We start from the raw sequence: 16,895 nt of genomic DNA, 5'->3' as shown, positions 1-16,895 counted from the left end.
CGTCGAGGTCCTTGGTGATCGGTGAGCTTGGTCGCTTCCGATCCTGAGGACCTCGACCCCTACCTCACCGCATCCACGATCACTGGCGTGTCGCTAACGCCCCCACCACACGTACGAAGAGCCCCTTGCCGACGTCCTTGAGCCAGCCGAGAAGAGGCGCAGACGCTGACGAGTAGGCTAGGTAGTCACCGCTCCCCGCGAGGTCCCAATTGCCATCAGCAGCCTGCACGACGTGACCGGCTTCCTGCTCGACACGGGCAAAGACGAGGCAAACCCGTCCGATCTGGGCCTCTAGCTTCGGATTGCTCCCGAACTCCATGGGCCGAGACTAGGGCAGACGAATGACCACGCGCCCTCCGCGGCAGATCCGTGCGTCCGACGCGGAAAGACGTACCTATCGCCCGCGCTCCGTTTGCAAATCTGAGCGCCTACGTGGCGACCCCGGCGTCGTCGCTGGGGTCCGGCAACGCCGTACAGTGGCACATCTCGGAGCCGTAGAGGTGGAGATAGATCTCACGTCTTGGCGTAGTTACTTCCAGCCGCGTTCCGTCGTCTCCCGAGTGGCTTCGCACCACGTCGGCTTTGCGGAACTGCGCGTGCAACTCACCGTTGAGATAAAGCTCGGACTGGTCGCCTACCTTGGTGTAGAACGGCAGACGGATGGTGAATGACACGTCGGAACCAACGGCGGGGGCTGCATCTCCGTCAACTTTCACAAAGGCGGCGTGGCCTTCCGGGTAGCGATCGACAATTTCCTCTCCCGACAATAGCCGTGCGGCGCGCGACCAGCCGGCGCGGTCACGCGCAGAGACCGCGCTGAGGTCTGGCGCGGCAATAACCTTGCTACAGGCTTCCTGGATGGCCATGAGATCCGTCATACAGCCCGCAATCTGCACCCAGTCATCCCGGTGAGCGCCATCTTGGTCAAGGAGGCGACCCATCATTGAGTCCTCAACGGCGCTGCCGGGCCAGGCGTGCTGCAGCCCGACACGGACTCTGTTGGGCTTGTGACATGCCGCGATGAACTGCATCACCGGCGCAACAACACCGACGGGCTGCCCAACGTACCGAGCGAAGCGCAGCGAGATCTCGGTCGATTGCTTGTGTAGGTCGGCACGGATCTCTAGCGTGAGCAGCTCGCTGCTGTCGGTCAGTGCCACGCGGAGACCGTCGCTGCCATGGCTTCTGTCGGTGCGGATGAGGTCCAGCTGCGCGATCAATTCATTCGACACGTTGCGGACGTCCATCCGCAGTGCACTGCCCTCATCTGAGGGAGGGCTCGCTGAAATCAGCCGCATCCTGCTGGCGTCGATGGTTCCACCAAAGCCGCCAGGTGCGGTCAGTTCCCCTTTAAAGGTGACCCCCGGATGGTCCAACGGTGCACCGAACTTCGTGAAGGCTTCCAGCTCGTTAGTTGCATCAGAATCCGTGATAGATGCCTGAAAGTTGCCGCTGACGGTAATTGGGCTCAGTAGCGCCGAAACTGCAGTGCGCGCAATGACATCTACCTGCACCCACCTGCTTTCGCCGACCGGTTCGATTGTTGATAGGACCAAGCCTTGCCTGTGTTGTGGCGTCGTGATCAGACGATCCATGATCTCTTCGAGGGGACCCTCTCCAATGTGAAAGTCGAACCGGTACAACGGATTTCTGTTTAGCGCCTCGACTGCCATACCAAGACGCCCAGTGTAAGAGGACGGAGCCAGGTCCGCGTCCGAGGATATGTTCTCGACACCGAGCAGTGCAATGACTTGCTGGAACTGCCGTTCCTGTCGCTCGCGCCCACCATGTAAACAGTAATCGATCACCTCAGAGTGCTCAGAGGCTAGGCGCTCAAGATAGGTGTGACCGTGCCAGACCACCCTGAGCTGCGGATCGCGTGCGTGAAGCGTCTGCTGGAGCCAGTGTTCTCGCTCAGGCGTTGGGTCCCACGGCATGACGAGTATCCAGACCGTAACGTTCAGGTCGGACCATCTCGGGTCCGTGAATAGAGCCTTCACGGAGCTTTCGATCGATGTTACTTGCGCTGACGTTAAGGCGCCACAGAATCGCTTGACCTGGTAGACGATATCGCGGCCTGGGCCATCCCCGTCGCGAAGCAGTATGTCGACACCGCCATCGCCCCTGGATGGGGTAATCCGTGTGGAGGTCGGGTGTTCGCAGTTGACAAGGAGCGCCGCGACCTCTTCGGTTGTTTCGCCAGGAAGCGTTGTCCATTCAACTCGTCCCATGCTCCCTATTATCGGCGCGGTGGGCTTCACCACAACGCCAGCTCACGGACCGGCTCAATGATGACCCGGCTGGAAGCGTGCGGATGCAAGGTGAAGATGCGCGAACTGCCCCGCTTAACAGGTCGTTCAACAGCTGCCCCTCTGACAAGGGCGCTCATGCAGGGCTGTGTAAACCAAGTTCCCGGCCACCCATCGATGCAGCGTCATTCTGGGCGGAGTGACGCGGGGCTCGCCCGAGGGCATGTTTGCGCCTGGAGCATTGCTACTGGTCTCGAGAGTTCGCTGGCGGCGCTGTCTCCTCACTCAGAAGTTGACGCCGCTATCTGTCGGGGCAGGTGACGGCGTCGGTCGCTGGTCGGCTGTCTGCGCCCGGTCGCGCTGGTGGGCGGCGCCGTCGATCTGCGGTGTACTCGGTGTCTCGGTTGTCGGGAGGTCGAGGTGGGACACGAGTCGGGTCTGAAGTTCGCGTGCGGCGCGGTCGCACAGCGGTGCCTCGGCGATGGTGGCCGCAGCGGTGGTATAGACATCAGCTCACGTTCGCGGAATTCTCCAGGACTTGGATGGCGGATCGCCCGCTGAAACCACGCACTTGTGACGGGTACACGCACCTGGTGAGCCGATACCTCCCTCCGGCCTTCGGCGACACTGCCATCACGGCGATCACGCCAAGGATCGTCCGCAAGTGCTGGCCCGGTCTGGACCAGGCCACACCGACAGTCAACGCTCCTGCCTACGCCCTGCTCAAGGCGGTGCTCACTCCGTCGCCGAGCTCACTCCGTCGCCGATGACGAGCTGCCGGCGAGCCCGTGTCGTATCCGCGCGGCGTCGTCGGCGCCGCGAGCAAGGGAGGTTCGGCCGGCGACGATCGAAGAATTGGAGATCATCACCGCCGCCATGTCGGCCAATAGGCGGGCCCTGGTACTGATCTGTGCCTGGCGCGCACTCCGACTGGGCGAGGTGCTGGAGCTGCGGCGCGCGGACCTTGATCTGATCAGGGGCCCGTCAACGTCAGTAGGGCAGTCTCGTGGAGTCCCGGGGCTCGTCGTGGGAACCCCGAAGTCCGTGGCTGGGACTCGGGTGGTGGCGATACCGCCGTACATCGTGCCCGAACTCCAGAAGCACCTTGACGAATATGATGGCAAGGCGGGCAATTCGCTGCTCTTCTCCGCGCGATGGCAAGAGCAACCTCCAACCTTCCTCCGGGCATAAGGCGTGGCGCGAGCCGCCGCCGGCCGCGACGACCTCCGTATTCACGACCTGAGGCGCACCGGGCGACGATGGCCGCGATGACGAGCGCGACCCTCGCCGAGCTGCAAGAACGGTGGGCCACTCGACGGTGGCCGCGGCGCTCAGGTACCACCATGCCGCTCAAGGTCGGGGTGCCAAGATCGCGCCGTGCGCCCCTTGGGTGTAACCCAGGTGAACGCACCCGGAAGGGGTGCGGGCTCAAGGTCGGCTCGTCGCCTTGGGCCGCTATTCGAGCTCGTGCCAGAACAGTCCGAGGCGCGAGAAGGCGTCGACAAGCTCGGGGGTCTGAGGGGTAACGGGCGCGTTCCACTCTGGGGTGATGAGGTTGCTGTGTCGCTTGGTCTCGTCGGGTGATCGTTCGAAGACGGCCCACATGCGGATTTCGTCGCCGAGTCGGGAGCGGAACTCGACGCCGTCCACCAGCTCGTTACGTTCGTCGTCGCGAAGGTCATAGACCCAGCGGGCGACCGAGCGGGTGAGCACACGGTCTTCGGCGTTCTTCAACAAGGCGGCGTCGACGTCGCGGGATGGGATGCCGTGTGCAGCGAATTGCCCTGCCGCATCAATTGCCGCGATGGTGCGCGAGTGAGTGATGAAGCAGTACCGCCCAACCTGGGTGGCGCGGCCGAATTGCCGGCCCTCGAGCCAGTCGGAGCCGATCGCTCCTGGAGGTGCCTCCCGGTCGTCCGCCGCCAGGTTGCCAGGGTCATCGATCTCGGCGAGAGCCTCCTGGAGGACGGTGTCGGGGCGGTGCTTGGCCAGCAGCTCGAGGAAGCATCCGACGAGGCTCGCGCTGGTGTAGAGCGTGCGGAAGACGCCGAGCTGGTCATCCCATCGGCCATCGAACAGACCGGAGTCGGTGGCATAGATCCACGACGTCCACGCCCACGGGTCCGGCTCGAAGCCCACCCGCCATACCGTGCCGGGGTCGCCGGTGATTTCCAGGTCGGGCACGCTCATCCGACGAAGGCGAAGGACTTTGCTGCCGCCAGCAGGTCGGTGCCTACCTCCACCGGGTCGCTCTCACGCAGCACCCGGGCCGGTGCGATGTCACCGAGGGCGGGGTTCATGCCCTTGAACCACGACTGCACCGTGGTGGCCGAGTATCGCTCGCGCAGGAGTCCGGCGATCTGGAAGGCCAGGCGCAACCGGTCAGCGTCGACCTCCCCGGGGGATCGTTGGCCAGATGCCCAGGTCGCGACGGGCTGGGTCGACTTCACATTGCCGATGTAGGCCACCAGCCGCACGCCGAGGATCTCGCGGAGCTTGGTCACGACCTCGGGCAGCGTCGAGCGCACCGAATCCTCGTAGGCCCGGAGGCCGGGGCGCTGCTCGGACTCGAGTGCTGTCCTGTTCGTCATGGCCACAGCATACCTCCGAAGCCTAAAAGTAGACCCGAAATCAGCACTGATCCGACAGCCGTAATGATACTCGTAATCTGAAACGAAATGTCGATCCGAGCGCCCCATGAGGCCTTGGGGACGTGGGACTTTGACCCATGGGGACGTGCACGTTGAGTCCTGGGGACGTCCCCACGCGCGGTAGCACGTCCAGACGATGCATCATCGCTAAGTGGCGTACTCCGCGATGACGTCGGCGACCGATCTTGATACGCGCGACGTGACTCTCGCGGGTTGTGCGTCACCTTCCGGTCGGAGCCGATCGGATCCAGTGGAGATTTGCCGGCACTTGGCCGGCAGCGATCAGCTGATCCACCGCGGTTTTGACGCGCGCCCATCGCGGGTCCTGGATCTGGCCGTTCGCCTTCAGCGTGGCGACTTCGGCGAGGACGCGGGCGCAGGCGGTGGGGGAGGCGATCACGGCGGCGACGTGCTCGTCGATCGAGACCTTGGGTGGCGCAGTCGGTGGTGCTTCCTTGGTCACGATGCGGACGGCGATGGCTCCGGAGGCGGCGGCGCGCCGTTCCTCGTAGGCCGCTCGCCGGCAGGCTTGGGAGCACCAGGTCGGAGGTCGTCCTCGGCCCGAGGACGTGATGGTCTTGCCGCACCGTGGACACGTTCTCGCGCTCATGTCGGCCATCATAGTTTCGTACGGACGAAATGAAAAACCCGGAATGCAAGAGGTGTAGGGCTGTGGATCTTGTTGGCTGATCTGCTGCCTCAGGACGACGTCAGTGCGGGGCCTCCGATGAGGTCGGGTCGCGGACTGGTGCGGGTGAGGCCATAGACGTGGAGGGTGCGGCGTCTTGGCGTGCTGGAGAGTGGTTCGGCAGCGTGCGAGGCTGTCCCGGCGGAGGACTTCCCGGGCCGCCTGACCATGAGATCCGCCGCCCGCAACCGTGAAGCACTGTCACGGGCCCGGATATTCGATCGGGCGTCGGCGGGCGTGTGCGGGGCCACCCCCGGGGTGCGCGGCGCCGGCGTGCCGCGCCGCGCACGGCCAGGACGTCACCGAGTCGGGGAGTTCATGCCCCGGCTCGTCCGGTCGTTCCCGTGCTGCTCGGCCTGGTCGAGGCGGCGCCGGCCGAGCTCGATTCACGCCGAGCGTCGGCCGGGTAACGACGAGGCGCAGCATCCCTGTCGACCGGTCGTCCGGCCGGAGGACCCGGGCCGCACCGTGGTGATCAACTTCGCCGCCCGACTACCCAGCACAGCACGGTCGTGCAGGGATATTCACGGGTCAGGGTGAGCGGGCATCTGGTCGTCGCCTTGCCCGCGGTGGATGCCCCCCATGGCGACGGCATCGGGACCGCACACCGGGTGCCCCTTGATCTGGATAAGCATACTTATCCCGACCAGCGCCATCTGTGGGCTAGGGTGTGGGAATGGTGGATTTCGCCCGGTTGGGAGCCCGGAGACGGCTCAGTCGGTCGCGCCACGACGGCAGACACGTCACCCGGTGTGGTCGGTGCTGGCCGGTCGGCCCCGTGGAGACTACGGTGCTATCACCCGCCGCACCTCGGGGGAGCGGCGGTCGCAGCGATAAATCAGCACTCCATGAACCAAGGCGCCCGGCCGAGGGGCGCGCCGCGAAGACATCGGTTATCCGCATTTATACAACCGGGGAAGTATAAATGCGGCTTCCCGCGCTGGCGCCGGTCCCGGAGACACCCCAGCTGTCGGCGCGGCTCGCGGCCCTGGTCGACGACGCCAAGTCACAGCAGACCCGGACGGCGTATGCCGCGGACTGGCGCCGCTGGGAGGCCTGGTGCGCCCGCGAGGGGATCGGGGCACTACCCGCACGGCCGGTCGACGTGGCCGAGTACCTCGCCCGGTACGGCGCCGACATCGAGGAGGGCAGGGATCGCCCGCACGCGGCGTCGACGCTGATGCGGTGGGTGGCCGGGATCGACGCGATGCACCGCACGCATGGATTCCCGCAGCCCGGCCGGGACGAACTGGTCCGACGCGCCCTGGCCGGCGCCCGGCGGCGGCAGGCGCGGGCCCGACAGACCGCGATGCCCGGGCAGGCCGAAGCCCTCACCCTGACGGACCTGCGCCTGATGCTGGCCGCCATCGCCACCACCAGGTGGCCGGGCGGGGTGATCGCCACCCGGGATGCCGCGCTGCTGCTGACCGGGTTCGCCGGCGGTCGGCGCCGCTCCGAGCTCGTCACCGCAAAAATCATGGATCTGCGGTGGCACGCCCACGACGGGTTCCACTGGGTGCTGCCCTTCTCCAAGACCGACCAGGACGGCCACGGGCACACCGTGGTCCTGCCCCGCGGCCGGCACACCCTGACCTGCGTGGCCTGCGCCCTGACCCGGTGGCTCCAGCTGCGGGCGGTCCTCGCGGCGGCGGCGCACGCGCCGCCCGGGCACGACGAGTCCGGGCTGGCGGCCTCGACCCGGTCGCGGCTGGTCGGGCGCCGGCAGCGCACGGCGGCGATGTGGGTCCTGCGCCAGCAGAAAACCCAGCAGAAGAAGGGTAAGGAGGCGCACGTGTGCCAGACCCCGCCCGGCTGGCGCCGACCCGGCGCACCGCCGCTGGTGGTGCCCCTCGCGTCGCTGCCGCTGGGGTTCAGGGCAAAGGAGGCGCTGTTCGTGGCCGTGCACCGCACCGGACGCGTCGGGGCCGGCCTGTCGGGGGAGGCGGTCACCGACGCGCTGCTGCGCGCCCGACGGAAGGCCGGGCTGCCTACTCACGGGTACAGCGCCCACTCTTTAAGGGCCGGATTCGTGTCGGAGGCCGACAGGGCGCAAGCGACCGTGCTGGAGATCCAGCAGCAGACCGGGCACCGCACCCACGAGTCGGTCGCGGTCTACCGGCGCCGGCACTCACCCGCCGATGGCAACGCCGTCAGCAAGCTCGGGCTCTGAACACCCGTGCCATCCGGCCATTCCCACGCCATCATGCCCACGGATGAATCGATGTGTGAGGTGGTGAGGGTGTTGTGACGGTGGGGACTGGGAACAAGTTCGGAGACTGGTGCGCCGCCACCGGGCAGCACGCGGTGCCGATGACCTGGCCGGTCGTGCGGGAGTTTCTACTGGCTGGTAACGGTGCTTTCAGCAGCCGCAATGGACGGGTTCGGGCTGGACGTGAGGTCGGCTATCCCGCGGACGTTCTGGGCCAGTGGGACGTGAGTGGCTTTGGTCTAGTGGCGGTAGAGGGTCGCCCTGCTCCATCCCTCCAGCTGGGCGGTGTCCACAGCGGTACGGCCTTTGCCCGGGCTTCGGTTGCGACAGTGAGGTTTTCGGCTATCACCTTCGGGTCGAGTGGTTGGGCGGCCGAATCGGGTACCGGACTGCCGGGCGGCGGCGATACCGGCGTTGACGCGTTCGGTGATCAACTCGCGTTTCGTCCTTGGCCAGGGTGGCGAGCATGTTGCGCATCAGTCGGCCCGTCTTGATGCTGGGGTCGATCCCGTCCTGCATGGAGCGGATGTGGATCCCGTTGTCCTGCAGCAACTTGACGGTGTTGAGCACGTCGATCAGGGATCAGCCGAGCCGGTCGACGCGCCAGACGACGACGGCCATGCATTCAACGTCTCACAACTCATCTCAGAACCGCTGGGAATCGGGAGAGCCAAAAATTCCCATTTGTCGACGCCGTGCATCAACCATGTCCCGTGCTCTTGAGTGGTAGGGCAGTTGGTGACGGCAGGACGGAACTGCCAACCGAAGCCTTGCCGCCGGGGACGCCCACCACGCAGGCAAGCCATCGGTGGTTCGCTTGCCACGCTGTCGGGTCTAATTCCAGCCATGCCACGCGACTGTGAGGGGCTATGCCATCGGGGGTTGCGCAGTGCTCACTGGCGTATGCCTGAGCGACGTTTGCATCGTACTTTCCGGTCACGGACGGAACGACTCCGATGTACGTCACTTGATCTTCGTGCGGGCCATCGCAAGTTACGAGGTCGTAGCGTCCTTGCGACGACGAGGTGTGGTCGCGAGCGGGCGGGGCCGTGTCTATGCAGTCACCGACTCGTAGTTTTTCGATCGGGAGGTTCTTGGTTGCTCGAGGAGCAGGCTCCATAATGAGACCGTGTATCCCAGGAAAGATCCAGGATCCGAGGGCGACCGTGATCGCCATGGTCGAGCCAATGACCGCGCTGTGGCGTGCGTGGTCATCATTGGTCTTTCGAAACTCGAAAAATAGCATGGCTACGATTACGAGACCAATAATGGCGACGATCACCCAGCCGACCAACGTCGGACGTTCGCTAATCGACATACATAGGAGCGTAATTGGTGGACCATGCCGCGCGTGGCGAGTTGGGCAAAGTGCACGCCGTCGGGTGTCCTGACATCTGGCTGACGGATCGCAGTTCTTGCAGACACTGCGGTCGACGCTGAACTGGAAGCCATGGCCTTTTGTTCGCCACTGCCGACGGACCAATGCTGCGCTGTCTTCTAGACCCCGCCTGTGTCAAAGCCGCCACCGCCGCAGATGACCCTCTTTTCCCATGATTTCCAGGGCAGTCTCGGTCGTGGCCAGCTTCCGCCGTTCCTCGGCCAGTTCACGCGTCAGCCGGGCGATCTCGGCCTGCTCCTTGCTCGGCAGGCCGATCTTCGCCCCGCCGGGCTTGCCGTCCAGCACGCCAGCATCGCGCAGTCGGCGCCACTTACTCAGCAGGGAGGAGTGCAGCCCGTGCCGGCGCAGGTACGCACCGGCCTGCTCCAGCTTCTGAGCCGGCGCGAACGAGCGGCGACGCCGCGGACCACCAGCCCTGGGACCAGGCGATGACGACGATCAGGAACTCACCACACCATCATCAACGCCAGCCGGTGGGATGGAAACAGTCGAACTACTCATCAACAATCAGATTCCTTCACCTCGCCCTGCGAGGGTGAACTTGCTAACAACCCGTGGTCTCAACTCACCTTGACACGCAGGGCGGCGAAGAAGACACCGCACCCGATCCCGGCGAAAGTCCTGGCCACGGACCTGGACCCGGACGCGAAACGTGCCCGCCCGCACCTGGCCCGCCTGTCGCGCACGTGCCTCGCGGCTACCGCACCCCGCTGCACCTGAACACCGTCTACGGGCGGCTGGCCGAGCTGACCCGATTCTTGACCTGGCTGACCGGGCAGGGTGTGGCCAGCCTCGCCGACATCGACGAGCAGCACTGCGCGGCCTACCTGTCCCACCGACGCTACCTTCGCGACGGCAGCGGTGTGGTGGTCGGCCAGCGCGGTCCGGCGACGCGGCGGGCCGTGGCCCAGGTGCTGCTCGACCTGGTCAACTACCGGGACCTGTTCACCGCCGACCGAGTCCGCGCCGACCTGCGCCCGTGGGGTGGTGCCACGCCCACGGCGATCGCCGAGGAACCCCGCAGGGCGGGACCGAACAAGACACCGCCGGTGAGCGGGCATGTCCTGCAACCGATGCTGGCCGCCGCGGACTACCTGGTCACCGTGCTGGGCCCGCAGGCGGTCGAGCTGGCCGGGCAGGTCAAGGAGGCCGACCGCCGGTGGTCCCTGCGATCGGGGCAGTTCGCCGCGCCCAAACTCCTGCCCAGCGGGCAGTTCGCGTTGCTGCTGGCCGACTACGAACGCCGCGGGGAGCCGTTGCCGCTGATGTCCGAACGTGCCCTGCCCAGACGGCTGGCGGGCCGGCTGGTCACCCGATGACCCGCTGACTCCGATCTCGTTGGGCCTGCTGGCCCGCCAGGCCGGGGTCATCCAGTTCCAGGACGCGTGGCTTCCGCACCTGCGCGAGCAGACCGAGGCGACCCTGCACGTCGTGGGAGCCGAGCACCCCTTCGGCAGGGACGCGGCGCTGGTGGACCGCACGGACGGGCAGGGCACCATCGCCTGGACTGTGCCGCTGGATCGCGGCGAGGCGGACGCGCTGATCGGGATCGTGCGCACCGCCGCGATCACCATCATCGCCGCGATCTGCGGGATGCGGTCCAGTGAGCTGATGGAGCTACGGGTCGGGTGCTGCCTGCCACCCGAACACTTCGGGGCCGACCTGGTGCGCTACCGGCTGGCCAGCACCATCATCAAGGGCCAGCCCCTGGGCGGGCTCGCCGACGAATGGGTCGTCATCGAACCGGCCTACCGGGCCGCGCAGCTCCTGCAGACCCTGCACTCCAGCGGCCAGGACGGGCAGCCGCTGATCGGCCGGTTCTCCTTTGGGGTGCGCTACCAGTGGTTCCGGGCGTGGGTCAACGGTCCCGCCGGGCAGCGTCTGGGGCTCGCGCCGATTCCCGAGGACCCGGTCAGCCTGCGGGCGCTGCGCCGGACACTGGCGATCGAGCTGGCCTACCGGCCCGGCGGGGTGCTGGCCACCAAGTTCCACCTCAAGCACGTCTCCGTGGCCACCACCGAGGGCTACGCCTCCCGGCCCGGCGGCGCGCAGGCCGAGCTCCTGGCCGAGATCAACAAGCACGAAGCCGACCGCAACCTCGACCTGGTCCTGGCGGAGTTCCGCGCCTACCAGCAGGGCATCCGGCCCGCCGGGCCCGGAGCCCGCGAGCTGACCGAGTTCTTCGCGCACGTCGACGCCCAGACCAGCCCGGCCGACGACGGTGGCGCACCCAGCGTGCAGCGCGGCGACCGGGAGGTCCTGAACCTGCTGTCCAAACGCGCGGCCACCTTGCACCTGCAGGCCGGCAACTACTGCTGGTTCAGCGACCCGTCCCGGGCCCTGTGCCTCAAGCTTGCCGGAACACCGCACGCCGACAAACCCCTGGCCGGGATGTGCGACTCGGCCCGCTGCCCGCAAGCCACCCACCACGGCGTCCACCGCGACGTGTGGGCCGCGCACGCCGAGTCGACCAAAACCTTCCTCGGCAGCCTGGGCCAAACCGCAAGACCGAAAAGTCCCGCCTGCAAAGCGATTACGACCGCGCACGCCGCGTCCTGAACGAGATCGACACGACCACCACCACCGAGCCCGAGGACTGACATGCGCATCAGCGCCCACCAACGCGCACAGAACGAGACCCGGATCCGGGCCGCCATGGACCGGCTGCTCGACGGGCAGATCCCGCCCGGCGGCAAGTGCGACATCAAGACCCTCGCCCGCCAGGCCGGCGTGGACCGCACCGCGTTCTACGGCACCCGCCCCTACGCGCACCTGCGCGAAGAGTTCGAGCAACGCCTACAAGCACTGCACACCGCAGGGGAGCTCCCCGACCCCTGCGACTCGCAGATCGCGCGCCTCAAGAACGAGATCGACAGCCTCACCCGGCGCCTGGCCCGACACGAGCAGACCATCACTGGGCTGACCGACCTCAAGACCGAGGCCTTGTCCAGGCTCGCGGCCCAGCACGAGGAGATCACCCGCCTGCGCGAAGCCGCGGACGGTACGTCTGCAATCCGCCGACTCCCGACCCGCGCGCCCACCATCGGACCATGCAGCTGAGCCGTCGTTGACACCGCCCGTTCGATCGCGAAGTTCATATGGCTGCGGTGGTGCTTCGTCGTGTCGTCGTTCATGACCGACCGCACATGAAACGCTGGGAGGTATTCGAACCGGAGCCCTGAACAAACGGAGTCAACCATGGATCCAAGCCAGCTCGAGGGAGCATCCCTTATCGTCGGGGCCCTCGCCACCGGGGCGGCAGAGGGCCTCAAGGACACGGCCAAGCAAGCCGTGATCGCGGCTCGGGACAAACTGATCAATCTGTTGAGGCCCCGCCTCCACGATGATGAGGATGCCGCAGCGGACCTGAACGTCTATCTCCGGCGGCCAACGCCTGAGAATGCTGAGCCTCTTGCCGGCCATATCGTTGCGGCTGGTCTCGATCGGGACGAGGAAATTCTGTCCGCCTCCCGCCACCTGCTGGACGTCGCAGGACCGACCGCTACCGGGGCAGGATCGATTGCCGCTCAGAGCATCAGTCAGATCAACCTGAGTGGAGCCACTGGGTTCCTGGGTGGCCAGCACGTCCATCACCACGAGGCAACGACCCCGGCGTCTGCGGCCGAATGGGATGTGCTTCACCTCCGTGGCTCGGTATTCGAGCTCCGCAACGTAGGCACCGGCCCTGCGCACGACGTCGTCCTCGATGCGCCAGGCGCAGTGCGGTTCGATCCGCCCGACGAGGACCTATCAACATGGCCCCGTGGGTCTGGTTACGAGCTCTTCGCGGTTGGCAGCTTCCAGACCGGACATCCTCGGCTGGTGGTGCATTGGAAGAACGCACCCAACGAGTCGGAGCACCAGACTTGGGAACGACCACTGCCGCGGTAATCCGTCCGATGTCGACGCGTGGAGCCCTCGCGAGACGGTGCGGACCCGGCCGAGCGCATTCGGACGAATGCCGAGGCCCTGCGTGACTTCAGGATTCGTCGGCAGGAGACGCTGGGGCACGGACATAGTCAAGGCCGCCGCCGACCACACCACTCGAGGAGGACGTGATGTCGATCACATGCCCGGGCGCGAATCGCCACACGTGGCACCGCCCCTGTAACGACCCCAGTCGTCGCCGACCCGCAACGTCCAATCACACTCGAACACCACCGCACACGCCGAGTGCGGAAAGAAGGGCGGGGTTCGTCTCGGAGGCGGACCGGGCGCAGGCCACCGTGCTGGAGATCCAGCAGCAGACCGGGCACCGCACCCACGAGTCGGTCGCGGTCTACCGGCGCCGCCACTCGCCCGCCGACGGCAACGCCGTCAGCAAGCTCGGACTCTGACCACCCATGCCATCCGGTCGCTCCCACAACATCGCGCCCCGTCATCACGATGGCACAAAGTGTGTGGCGGTGAGGGTGGCGTGACGGTGGGGGACTGGGAGCAGTTCGAGGACTGGTGCACCGCAGCCGGACAGCCCGCGTTGCCGACCACCTGGGCCGCCGTGCAGGAGTTCCTCGCCGACGTGCCCGGTGCACCATCCACGGTGCGGCGGCGGCTCGGCGCGATCCGCGCCCGGCACGCGACCGCCCGCGCCGCTCTGTCCGGGGCGCCGACACCCGCGCCCGTGCCGACGCCCTGGCACACCCCCGGCGAGCTCATCGACCCGGACGTTGAGGACGGCCCGCGGTGGCTCGACCTCGGGGAGGCGCTGCACCAGCTGCCGGTGCACGGGCACCCACACGGCGTGACCGCGCGCCGGGACGCCGTCGTCCTCGTGCTCGCCGCGCGGGGGTGGTCCCGCCGACGCATCACCGCACTGGTCCCGGACCGGGTGTACACCGAACCGGTGACCGGGATCGACCAGGTGGACGTGCCGATGACCAACCACGGGCTGACCTGCCCGTCCTGTGCGCTCACCCGCTGGCTGCGGGTCCTCGCCACCGAGTACGACACGTCCGGCCCGGTCGAGGACTCGGTAGAGCGGCTGGTCGACGCCCACCCGGTGGACGTGCGGGTGCATGACTGCGCCACCCCCGTCCCGCAGGCGTGGCGGCAGGCGCCGCACCTGCTGCCGGTGGTGGACCGGTACGGGCGTATCGAGCACGGCAGCGTCATCCCCTTGCGCAGGGTGACTGCGATCACCGGCACCCGGCAACGACCGGATACCCCCATCGCGCAGGGGCGTTCGCGGCCGGTGCGGACCCACCCGGCCCGACCCGCGCCAACCCCCGCCGAGCGGGCGCGGCAGATCCATGAGATCGACGAGGCCCTCGACACCCTCGATGCCGCGATCGCCGACGCGGACCGGCACTGGCACGTCATCCTGTCCCGGCTCGAGCAGTGACTTCACCAGCCGGGCGAATCAGCACGCGGGGCTTCGGTGTTCCGCCCCGCTGACGAGGATTGCCGGCCGGGTTCGGCGCGAGAGGGCTGATCACGACACTGATCACTCCTGGCACGCTTCGTGGCGTGGCTGGACCGTATGGCCACGGTCGAGCACGCGTTGTCCGGCCGCCCGCCGTGCTCTCGTCGCCTACGACGACTGACCCGTTTCGGGGTCTTGCGCCGGGTGGTCGGTGACGGTCAGCCGGACGAAGTCGTGCAGCGACTGACGCCATGACGCGAGGTCGAGGTGTTCGTCGACTGCGTGCATCTGGGTGGGATCGCCTGGGCCGAAGATGACGATCGGGGAGTGGGGGAAGACGCCGGCCAGCACCGAGGCGTCGGTGAAGTAGGTCACCGGCGGGGCCACGCCATAGTCCTCGAGGGCGTCTGGCACGTCCGGGGTGCGTACGGCGGGCAGGTCCAGCTCGGTGGCCACGTTGATCTCGGGTCCGGTCGCCGCGGCCCAGTCGAGCAGGTGGTGGTTGCTGCCGACCGTGCGCAGGTCGAGGGTGAGGGACGCGGTGTCCGGAACGATGTTGGGTGCGGTGCCGCCGGTGACGGTGCCGAGGTTTGCCGTCTCCGTTCCGAGGTAGTCGTCGGTCAGCAGCGGAAGGTCGTCCAGGGCGGTGATGACCCGGTCGACCAGCAGCCGGATCGCGTTGATCCCGCGCTGTGGGGTCGAGCCGTGGGCGGCGGTGCCTGCGGCGGTCAGGCGCAGCCAGGTGGCACCGCGGTGGCCGAGGGCCACCCTGTTCATCGTCGCCTCGGGCACCACGATGAGGCTCGGTGTCCCGGTCAGGTGCGGCGCGGCCTCGGCCGCCCCACGGCAGCCGATCTCCTCGTCGCTGGTCATCAGCAACCGTGCGGACGCGCCTGCCTCCGCCGCAGCGATGACGGCGTGCACCGCCGCGACGGTCCCGCCCTTCATATCGACGCTGCCGCGACCGTGCAGGTGGTTCGCGTCGATCTCTCCCGACACCGGGTCGCGGAGCCATCGGCTCGGCTCACCGAGTGGGACGGTGTCGGTGTGGCAGGCGAACAGTACCGAACCGGGTGGGTCTTCACCGGTCTCCAGCAGGGTCCACGGCGCCTCGCCCCGGCCCGACTGGGTGACACGCACCGCGCCACCGGCGGCGTAGTCGGCGACGAGGTGCTGGATCGCGGCCTGGGCCGCGTGGTCCCCCGACACACTCGGACAGCGCACCAGCGACCTGGTCAGCTCGAGGGCGGAGCGCAGGCTGCTCATGAGCTCACCGGTCGGGTGGACTCCCGCAGCTGTAGTCGCATCGACAGCAGGTGATCCTGCGGCTCGGCGCCGTCGATCAGCCGCCGGACCTCGTCGAGAGCACGCCGCGCCATCGTTTCGGTGGGTTGCGCAACGGTGGTCAGCCGGGGGGTGGTCCAGTCACCGAGGGTGATGCCGTCGCAGCCGATCACGGACAGTTCCTCCGGGATCGGTATGGCGGCGCGACGGGCGGCCTCCAGGACGCCGATGGCGGCGATGTCGCTGGCGCTGAAGACTGCCGTGGGCGTCGTTGTGGAGCGGCTCATGTGGGCGAAGAAGTTCATCCCGAGGTCGGCCGAGTAGGGTCCGCGCACGATCAGCTGCTCCTGGGCCTCGACGCCGTGGTCGGCGAGGGCCGCGCGATAGCCGGCTTCGCGCTGGTCGGCCGTGACCAGGCCGCGGGGGCCACCCAGGTGCGCGACCCGACGATGCCCGATGCTCAGCAGATGGGTCGTCGCCTGATAGGCGCCACCGAAGCTGTCCGCGGTTACCCGGGCGATCCGTTGTCCGCGCGCCTGCACGAACTCGTCGAGGAACACCACCGGCAGTTCCTCGCCGATCCGGCCGCTGAACGCCTCGTTGGTGCTGTTCATCCCCAGGTAGATGATCCCGGTGACCGCCGGGGTCCGCGCGAGTCGGTCGACGCCGGTGCGTTCCCGGGCGGCTGACGACCCGGTCAGGGTGGTCAGCACCTCGACGCCATCAGCCGCCGCGGCGTCGACCACGGCGTCGGCAAGCGCGGCGAAGTAGGGGTTGTCCAGAGACGGCACGACCAGGCCCACGCACAGGTCGTGCGGGGTGCGCTCGGCCCGGGTGTGACCGCCTTTCTGCAGTGCCCGGTCGATCCGCTTCGCGGTGTCCGGAGACACTCGCAGCTCGCCCCGGACGTAGCGGGAGACGGTCGAGACGGCTACCCCCGACTCCCGGGCCACTTCGGCCAATGACATGTGTGCGGCTCCTTGCAGCTGTTGACGTGACGCTCACCACACTCTATGTTGTCACTGTTGCGCAACGTTGCGCAATAGTGACACG

The 16,895-nt window shown here is 67.4% G+C and carries 16 protein-coding genes and 1 pseudogene; 6 read left to right on the top strand and 11 right to left on the bottom strand.

The annotated features are described in order from the left end of the window. Positions 1 to 79 precede the first annotated feature (79 nt). Together FGL98_RS22235 and FGL98_RS22230 are read right to left on the bottom strand one after the other, a co-directional pair. Complete coding sequence (locus FGL98_RS22235; RefSeq protein WP_146320637.1) at positions 80 to 319, bottom strand: hypothetical protein; 240 nt, start codon at positions 317 to 319, stop codon at positions 80 to 82. A 109-nt stretch (positions 320 to 428) separates the two neighbouring features. Beyond that, complete coding sequence (locus FGL98_RS22230) at positions 429 to 2,231, bottom strand: restriction endonuclease (protein WP_146320635.1); 1,803 nt, start codon at positions 2,229 to 2,231, stop codon at positions 429 to 431. A 560-nt stretch (positions 2,232 to 2,791) separates the two neighbouring features. Here FGL98_RS22230 and FGL98_RS27265 point away from each other — a divergent pair. Further along, positions 2,792 to 3,019, top strand: coding sequence for a hypothetical protein (locus tag FGL98_RS27265; RefSeq protein WP_186526320.1), 228 nt, complete (start codon positions 2,792 to 2,794; stop codon positions 3,017 to 3,019). A 685-nt stretch (positions 3,020 to 3,704) separates the two neighbouring features. Here FGL98_RS27265 and FGL98_RS22220 read toward each other — a convergent pair. The 3 genes from FGL98_RS22220 to FGL98_RS22210 all read right to left on the bottom strand — a co-directional run bounded on the left by FGL98_RS22220 (position 3,705) and on the right by FGL98_RS22210 (position 5,510). Beyond that, positions 3,705 to 4,439 carry an RES domain-containing protein gene (locus FGL98_RS22220; RefSeq protein WP_146320631.1) on the bottom strand — a complete coding sequence of 245 codons (735 nt, stop codon included), beginning with the start codon at positions 4,437 to 4,439 and terminating at the stop codon, positions 3,705 to 3,707. Beyond that, positions 4,436 to 4,840 carry a hypothetical protein gene (locus FGL98_RS22215; protein WP_146320629.1) on the bottom strand — a complete coding sequence of 135 codons (405 nt, stop codon included), beginning with the start codon at positions 4,838 to 4,840 and terminating at the stop codon, positions 4,436 to 4,438. Before FGL98_RS22215 ends, FGL98_RS22220 begins: the two co-directional genes overlap by 4 nt. 280 nt (positions 4,841 to 5,120) lie before the next feature. Continuing rightward, entirely contained in the window at positions 5,121 to 5,510 is a 390-nt protein-coding gene (locus tag FGL98_RS22210) for a hypothetical protein (RefSeq protein ID WP_146320627.1), read from the bottom strand. Positions 5,511 to 6,513: 1,003 nt separating this feature from the next. On the opposite strand from FGL98_RS22210, the gene FGL98_RS22205 reads away from it, so the two are divergent. Beyond that, positions 6,514 to 7,758, top strand: coding sequence for a site-specific integrase (locus FGL98_RS22205; RefSeq protein WP_146320625.1), 1,245 nt, complete (start codon positions 6,514 to 6,516; stop codon positions 7,756 to 7,758). Positions 7,759 to 8,142: 384 nt separating this feature from the next. Here FGL98_RS22205 and FGL98_RS26955 read toward each other — a convergent pair whose 3' ends face one another. The 3 genes and pseudogenes from FGL98_RS26955 to FGL98_RS25580 form a co-directional block, all read right to left on the bottom strand. After that, positions 8,143 to 8,367 (bottom strand): recombinase family protein, encoded by a 225-nt coding sequence (locus FGL98_RS26955; protein WP_342779997.1) that lies wholly within the window; start codon positions 8,365 to 8,367, stop codon positions 8,143 to 8,145. Positions 8,368 to 8,497: 130 nt separating this feature from the next. Continuing rightward, on the bottom strand, positions 8,498 to 9,115 hold the full coding sequence (locus FGL98_RS22195; RefSeq protein ID WP_146320623.1) for a hypothetical protein: 618 nt from the start codon (positions 9,113 to 9,115) through the stop codon (positions 8,498 to 8,500). 225 nt (positions 9,116 to 9,340) lie between these two features. Then, positions 9,341 to 9,595, bottom strand: a pseudogene (locus tag FGL98_RS25580) (IS3-like element ISAar46 family transposase); the annotation flags it as partial. A gap of 287 nt (positions 9,596 to 9,882) precedes the next feature. Between FGL98_RS25580 and FGL98_RS22190 the strand changes: the two are divergent. The 3 genes from FGL98_RS22190 to FGL98_RS22180 are packed head-to-tail and all read left to right on the top strand — an operon-like array spanning position 9,883 to position 12,256. Beyond that, positions 9,883 to 10,515 (top strand): hypothetical protein, encoded by a 633-nt coding sequence (locus FGL98_RS22190; protein ID WP_146320621.1) that lies wholly within the window; start codon positions 9,883 to 9,885, stop codon positions 10,513 to 10,515. Beyond that, positions 10,472 to 11,755: a hypothetical protein gene (locus FGL98_RS22185; protein ID WP_146320619.1), complete on the top strand. Its 1,284-nt coding sequence runs from the start codon at positions 10,472 to 10,474 to the stop codon at positions 11,753 to 11,755. The genes FGL98_RS22190 and FGL98_RS22185 overlap by 44 nt, the downstream gene beginning before the upstream one ends. Before the next feature lie 42 nt (positions 11,756 to 11,797). Then, the gene (locus tag FGL98_RS22180; RefSeq protein ID WP_146320617.1) at positions 11,798 to 12,256 is read left to right on the top strand and encodes a hypothetical protein; all 459 of its coding nucleotides are present in this window, start codon (positions 11,798 to 11,800) and stop codon (positions 12,254 to 12,256) included. Between the two features lie 132 nt (positions 12,257 to 12,388). Here FGL98_RS22180 and FGL98_RS22175 read toward each other — a convergent pair whose 3' ends face one another. Then, positions 12,389 to 12,787, bottom strand: coding sequence for a hypothetical protein (locus tag FGL98_RS22175; RefSeq protein WP_146320615.1), 399 nt, complete (start codon positions 12,785 to 12,787; stop codon positions 12,389 to 12,391). A gap of 826 nt (positions 12,788 to 13,613) precedes the next feature. Between FGL98_RS22175 and FGL98_RS22170 the strand changes: the two genes are divergently transcribed. Then, complete coding sequence (locus FGL98_RS22170) at positions 13,614 to 14,537, top strand: hypothetical protein (protein ID WP_146320613.1); 924 nt, start codon at positions 13,614 to 13,616, stop codon at positions 14,535 to 14,537. 189 nt (positions 14,538 to 14,726) lie between these two features. On the opposite strand, the gene FGL98_RS22165 is transcribed toward FGL98_RS22170, so the two are convergent. Further along, positions 14,727 to 15,824: a M20 family metallopeptidase gene (locus FGL98_RS22165; RefSeq protein ID WP_146320611.1), complete on the bottom strand. Its 1,098-nt coding sequence runs from the start codon at positions 15,822 to 15,824 to the stop codon at positions 14,727 to 14,729. Continuing rightward, a complete protein-coding gene (locus FGL98_RS22160; RefSeq protein ID WP_281289202.1) occupies positions 15,821 to 16,828 on the bottom strand; it encodes a LacI family DNA-binding transcriptional regulator in 1,008 nt (335 codons plus the stop codon). Before FGL98_RS22160 ends, FGL98_RS22165 begins: the two co-directional genes overlap by 4 nt. Positions 16,829 to 16,895 lie beyond the last annotated feature (67 nt).

This window comes from Leekyejoonella antrihumi (genome assembly GCF_007845645.1).
In the GTDB taxonomy this organism is placed as follows: Bacteria; Actinomycetota; Actinomycetes; order Actinomycetales; family Dermatophilaceae; genus Leekyejoonella; species Leekyejoonella antrihumi.
Note: the sequence above shows the minus strand (reverse complement) of the source record. Positions and strands in the feature narration are given on the sequence as shown.

What these genes read in the sequence shown, in the direction of transcription:
- FGL98_RS22205 (WP_146320625.1), top strand. Translation starts at nt 6,514, where the DNA reads ATGCGGCTTCCCGCGCTGGCGCCGGTCCCGGAGACACCCCAGCTGTCG.
- FGL98_RS22210 (WP_146320627.1), bottom strand. Translation starts at nt 5,510, where the DNA reads ATGAGCGCGAGAACGTGTCCACGGTGCGGCAAGACCATCACGTCCTCG.
- FGL98_RS22165 (WP_146320611.1), bottom strand. Translation starts at nt 15,824, where the DNA reads ATGAGCAGCCTGCGCTCCGCCCTCGAGCTGACCAGGTCGCTGGTGCGC.
- FGL98_RS22220 (WP_146320631.1), bottom strand. Translation starts at nt 4,439, where the DNA reads ATGAGCGTGCCCGACCTGGAAATCACCGGCGACCCCGGCACGGTATGG.
- FGL98_RS22180 (WP_146320617.1), top strand. Translation starts at nt 11,798, where the DNA reads ATGCGCATCAGCGCCCACCAACGCGCACAGAACGAGACCCGGATCCGG.
- FGL98_RS22235 (WP_146320637.1), bottom strand. Translation starts at nt 319, where the DNA reads ATGGAGTTCGGGAGCAATCCGAAGCTAGAGGCCCAGATCGGACGGGTT.
- FGL98_RS22175 (WP_146320615.1), bottom strand. Translation starts at nt 12,787, where the DNA reads ATGGACGTGCTGGCCACCCAGGAACCCAGTGGCTCCACTCAGGTTGAT.
- FGL98_RS22195 (WP_146320623.1), bottom strand. Translation starts at nt 9,115, where the DNA reads ATGTCGATTAGCGAACGTCCGACGTTGGTCGGCTGGGTGATCGTCGCC.
- FGL98_RS22230 (WP_146320635.1), bottom strand. Translation starts at nt 2,231, where the DNA reads ATGGGACGAGTTGAATGGACAACGCTTCCTGGCGAAACAACCGAAGAG.
- FGL98_RS27265 (WP_186526320.1), top strand. Translation starts at nt 2,792, where the DNA reads ATGGCGGATCGCCCGCTGAAACCACGCACTTGTGACGGGTACACGCAC.
- FGL98_RS22215 (WP_146320629.1), bottom strand. Translation starts at nt 4,840, where the DNA reads ATGACGAACAGGACAGCACTCGAGTCCGAGCAGCGCCCCGGCCTCCGG.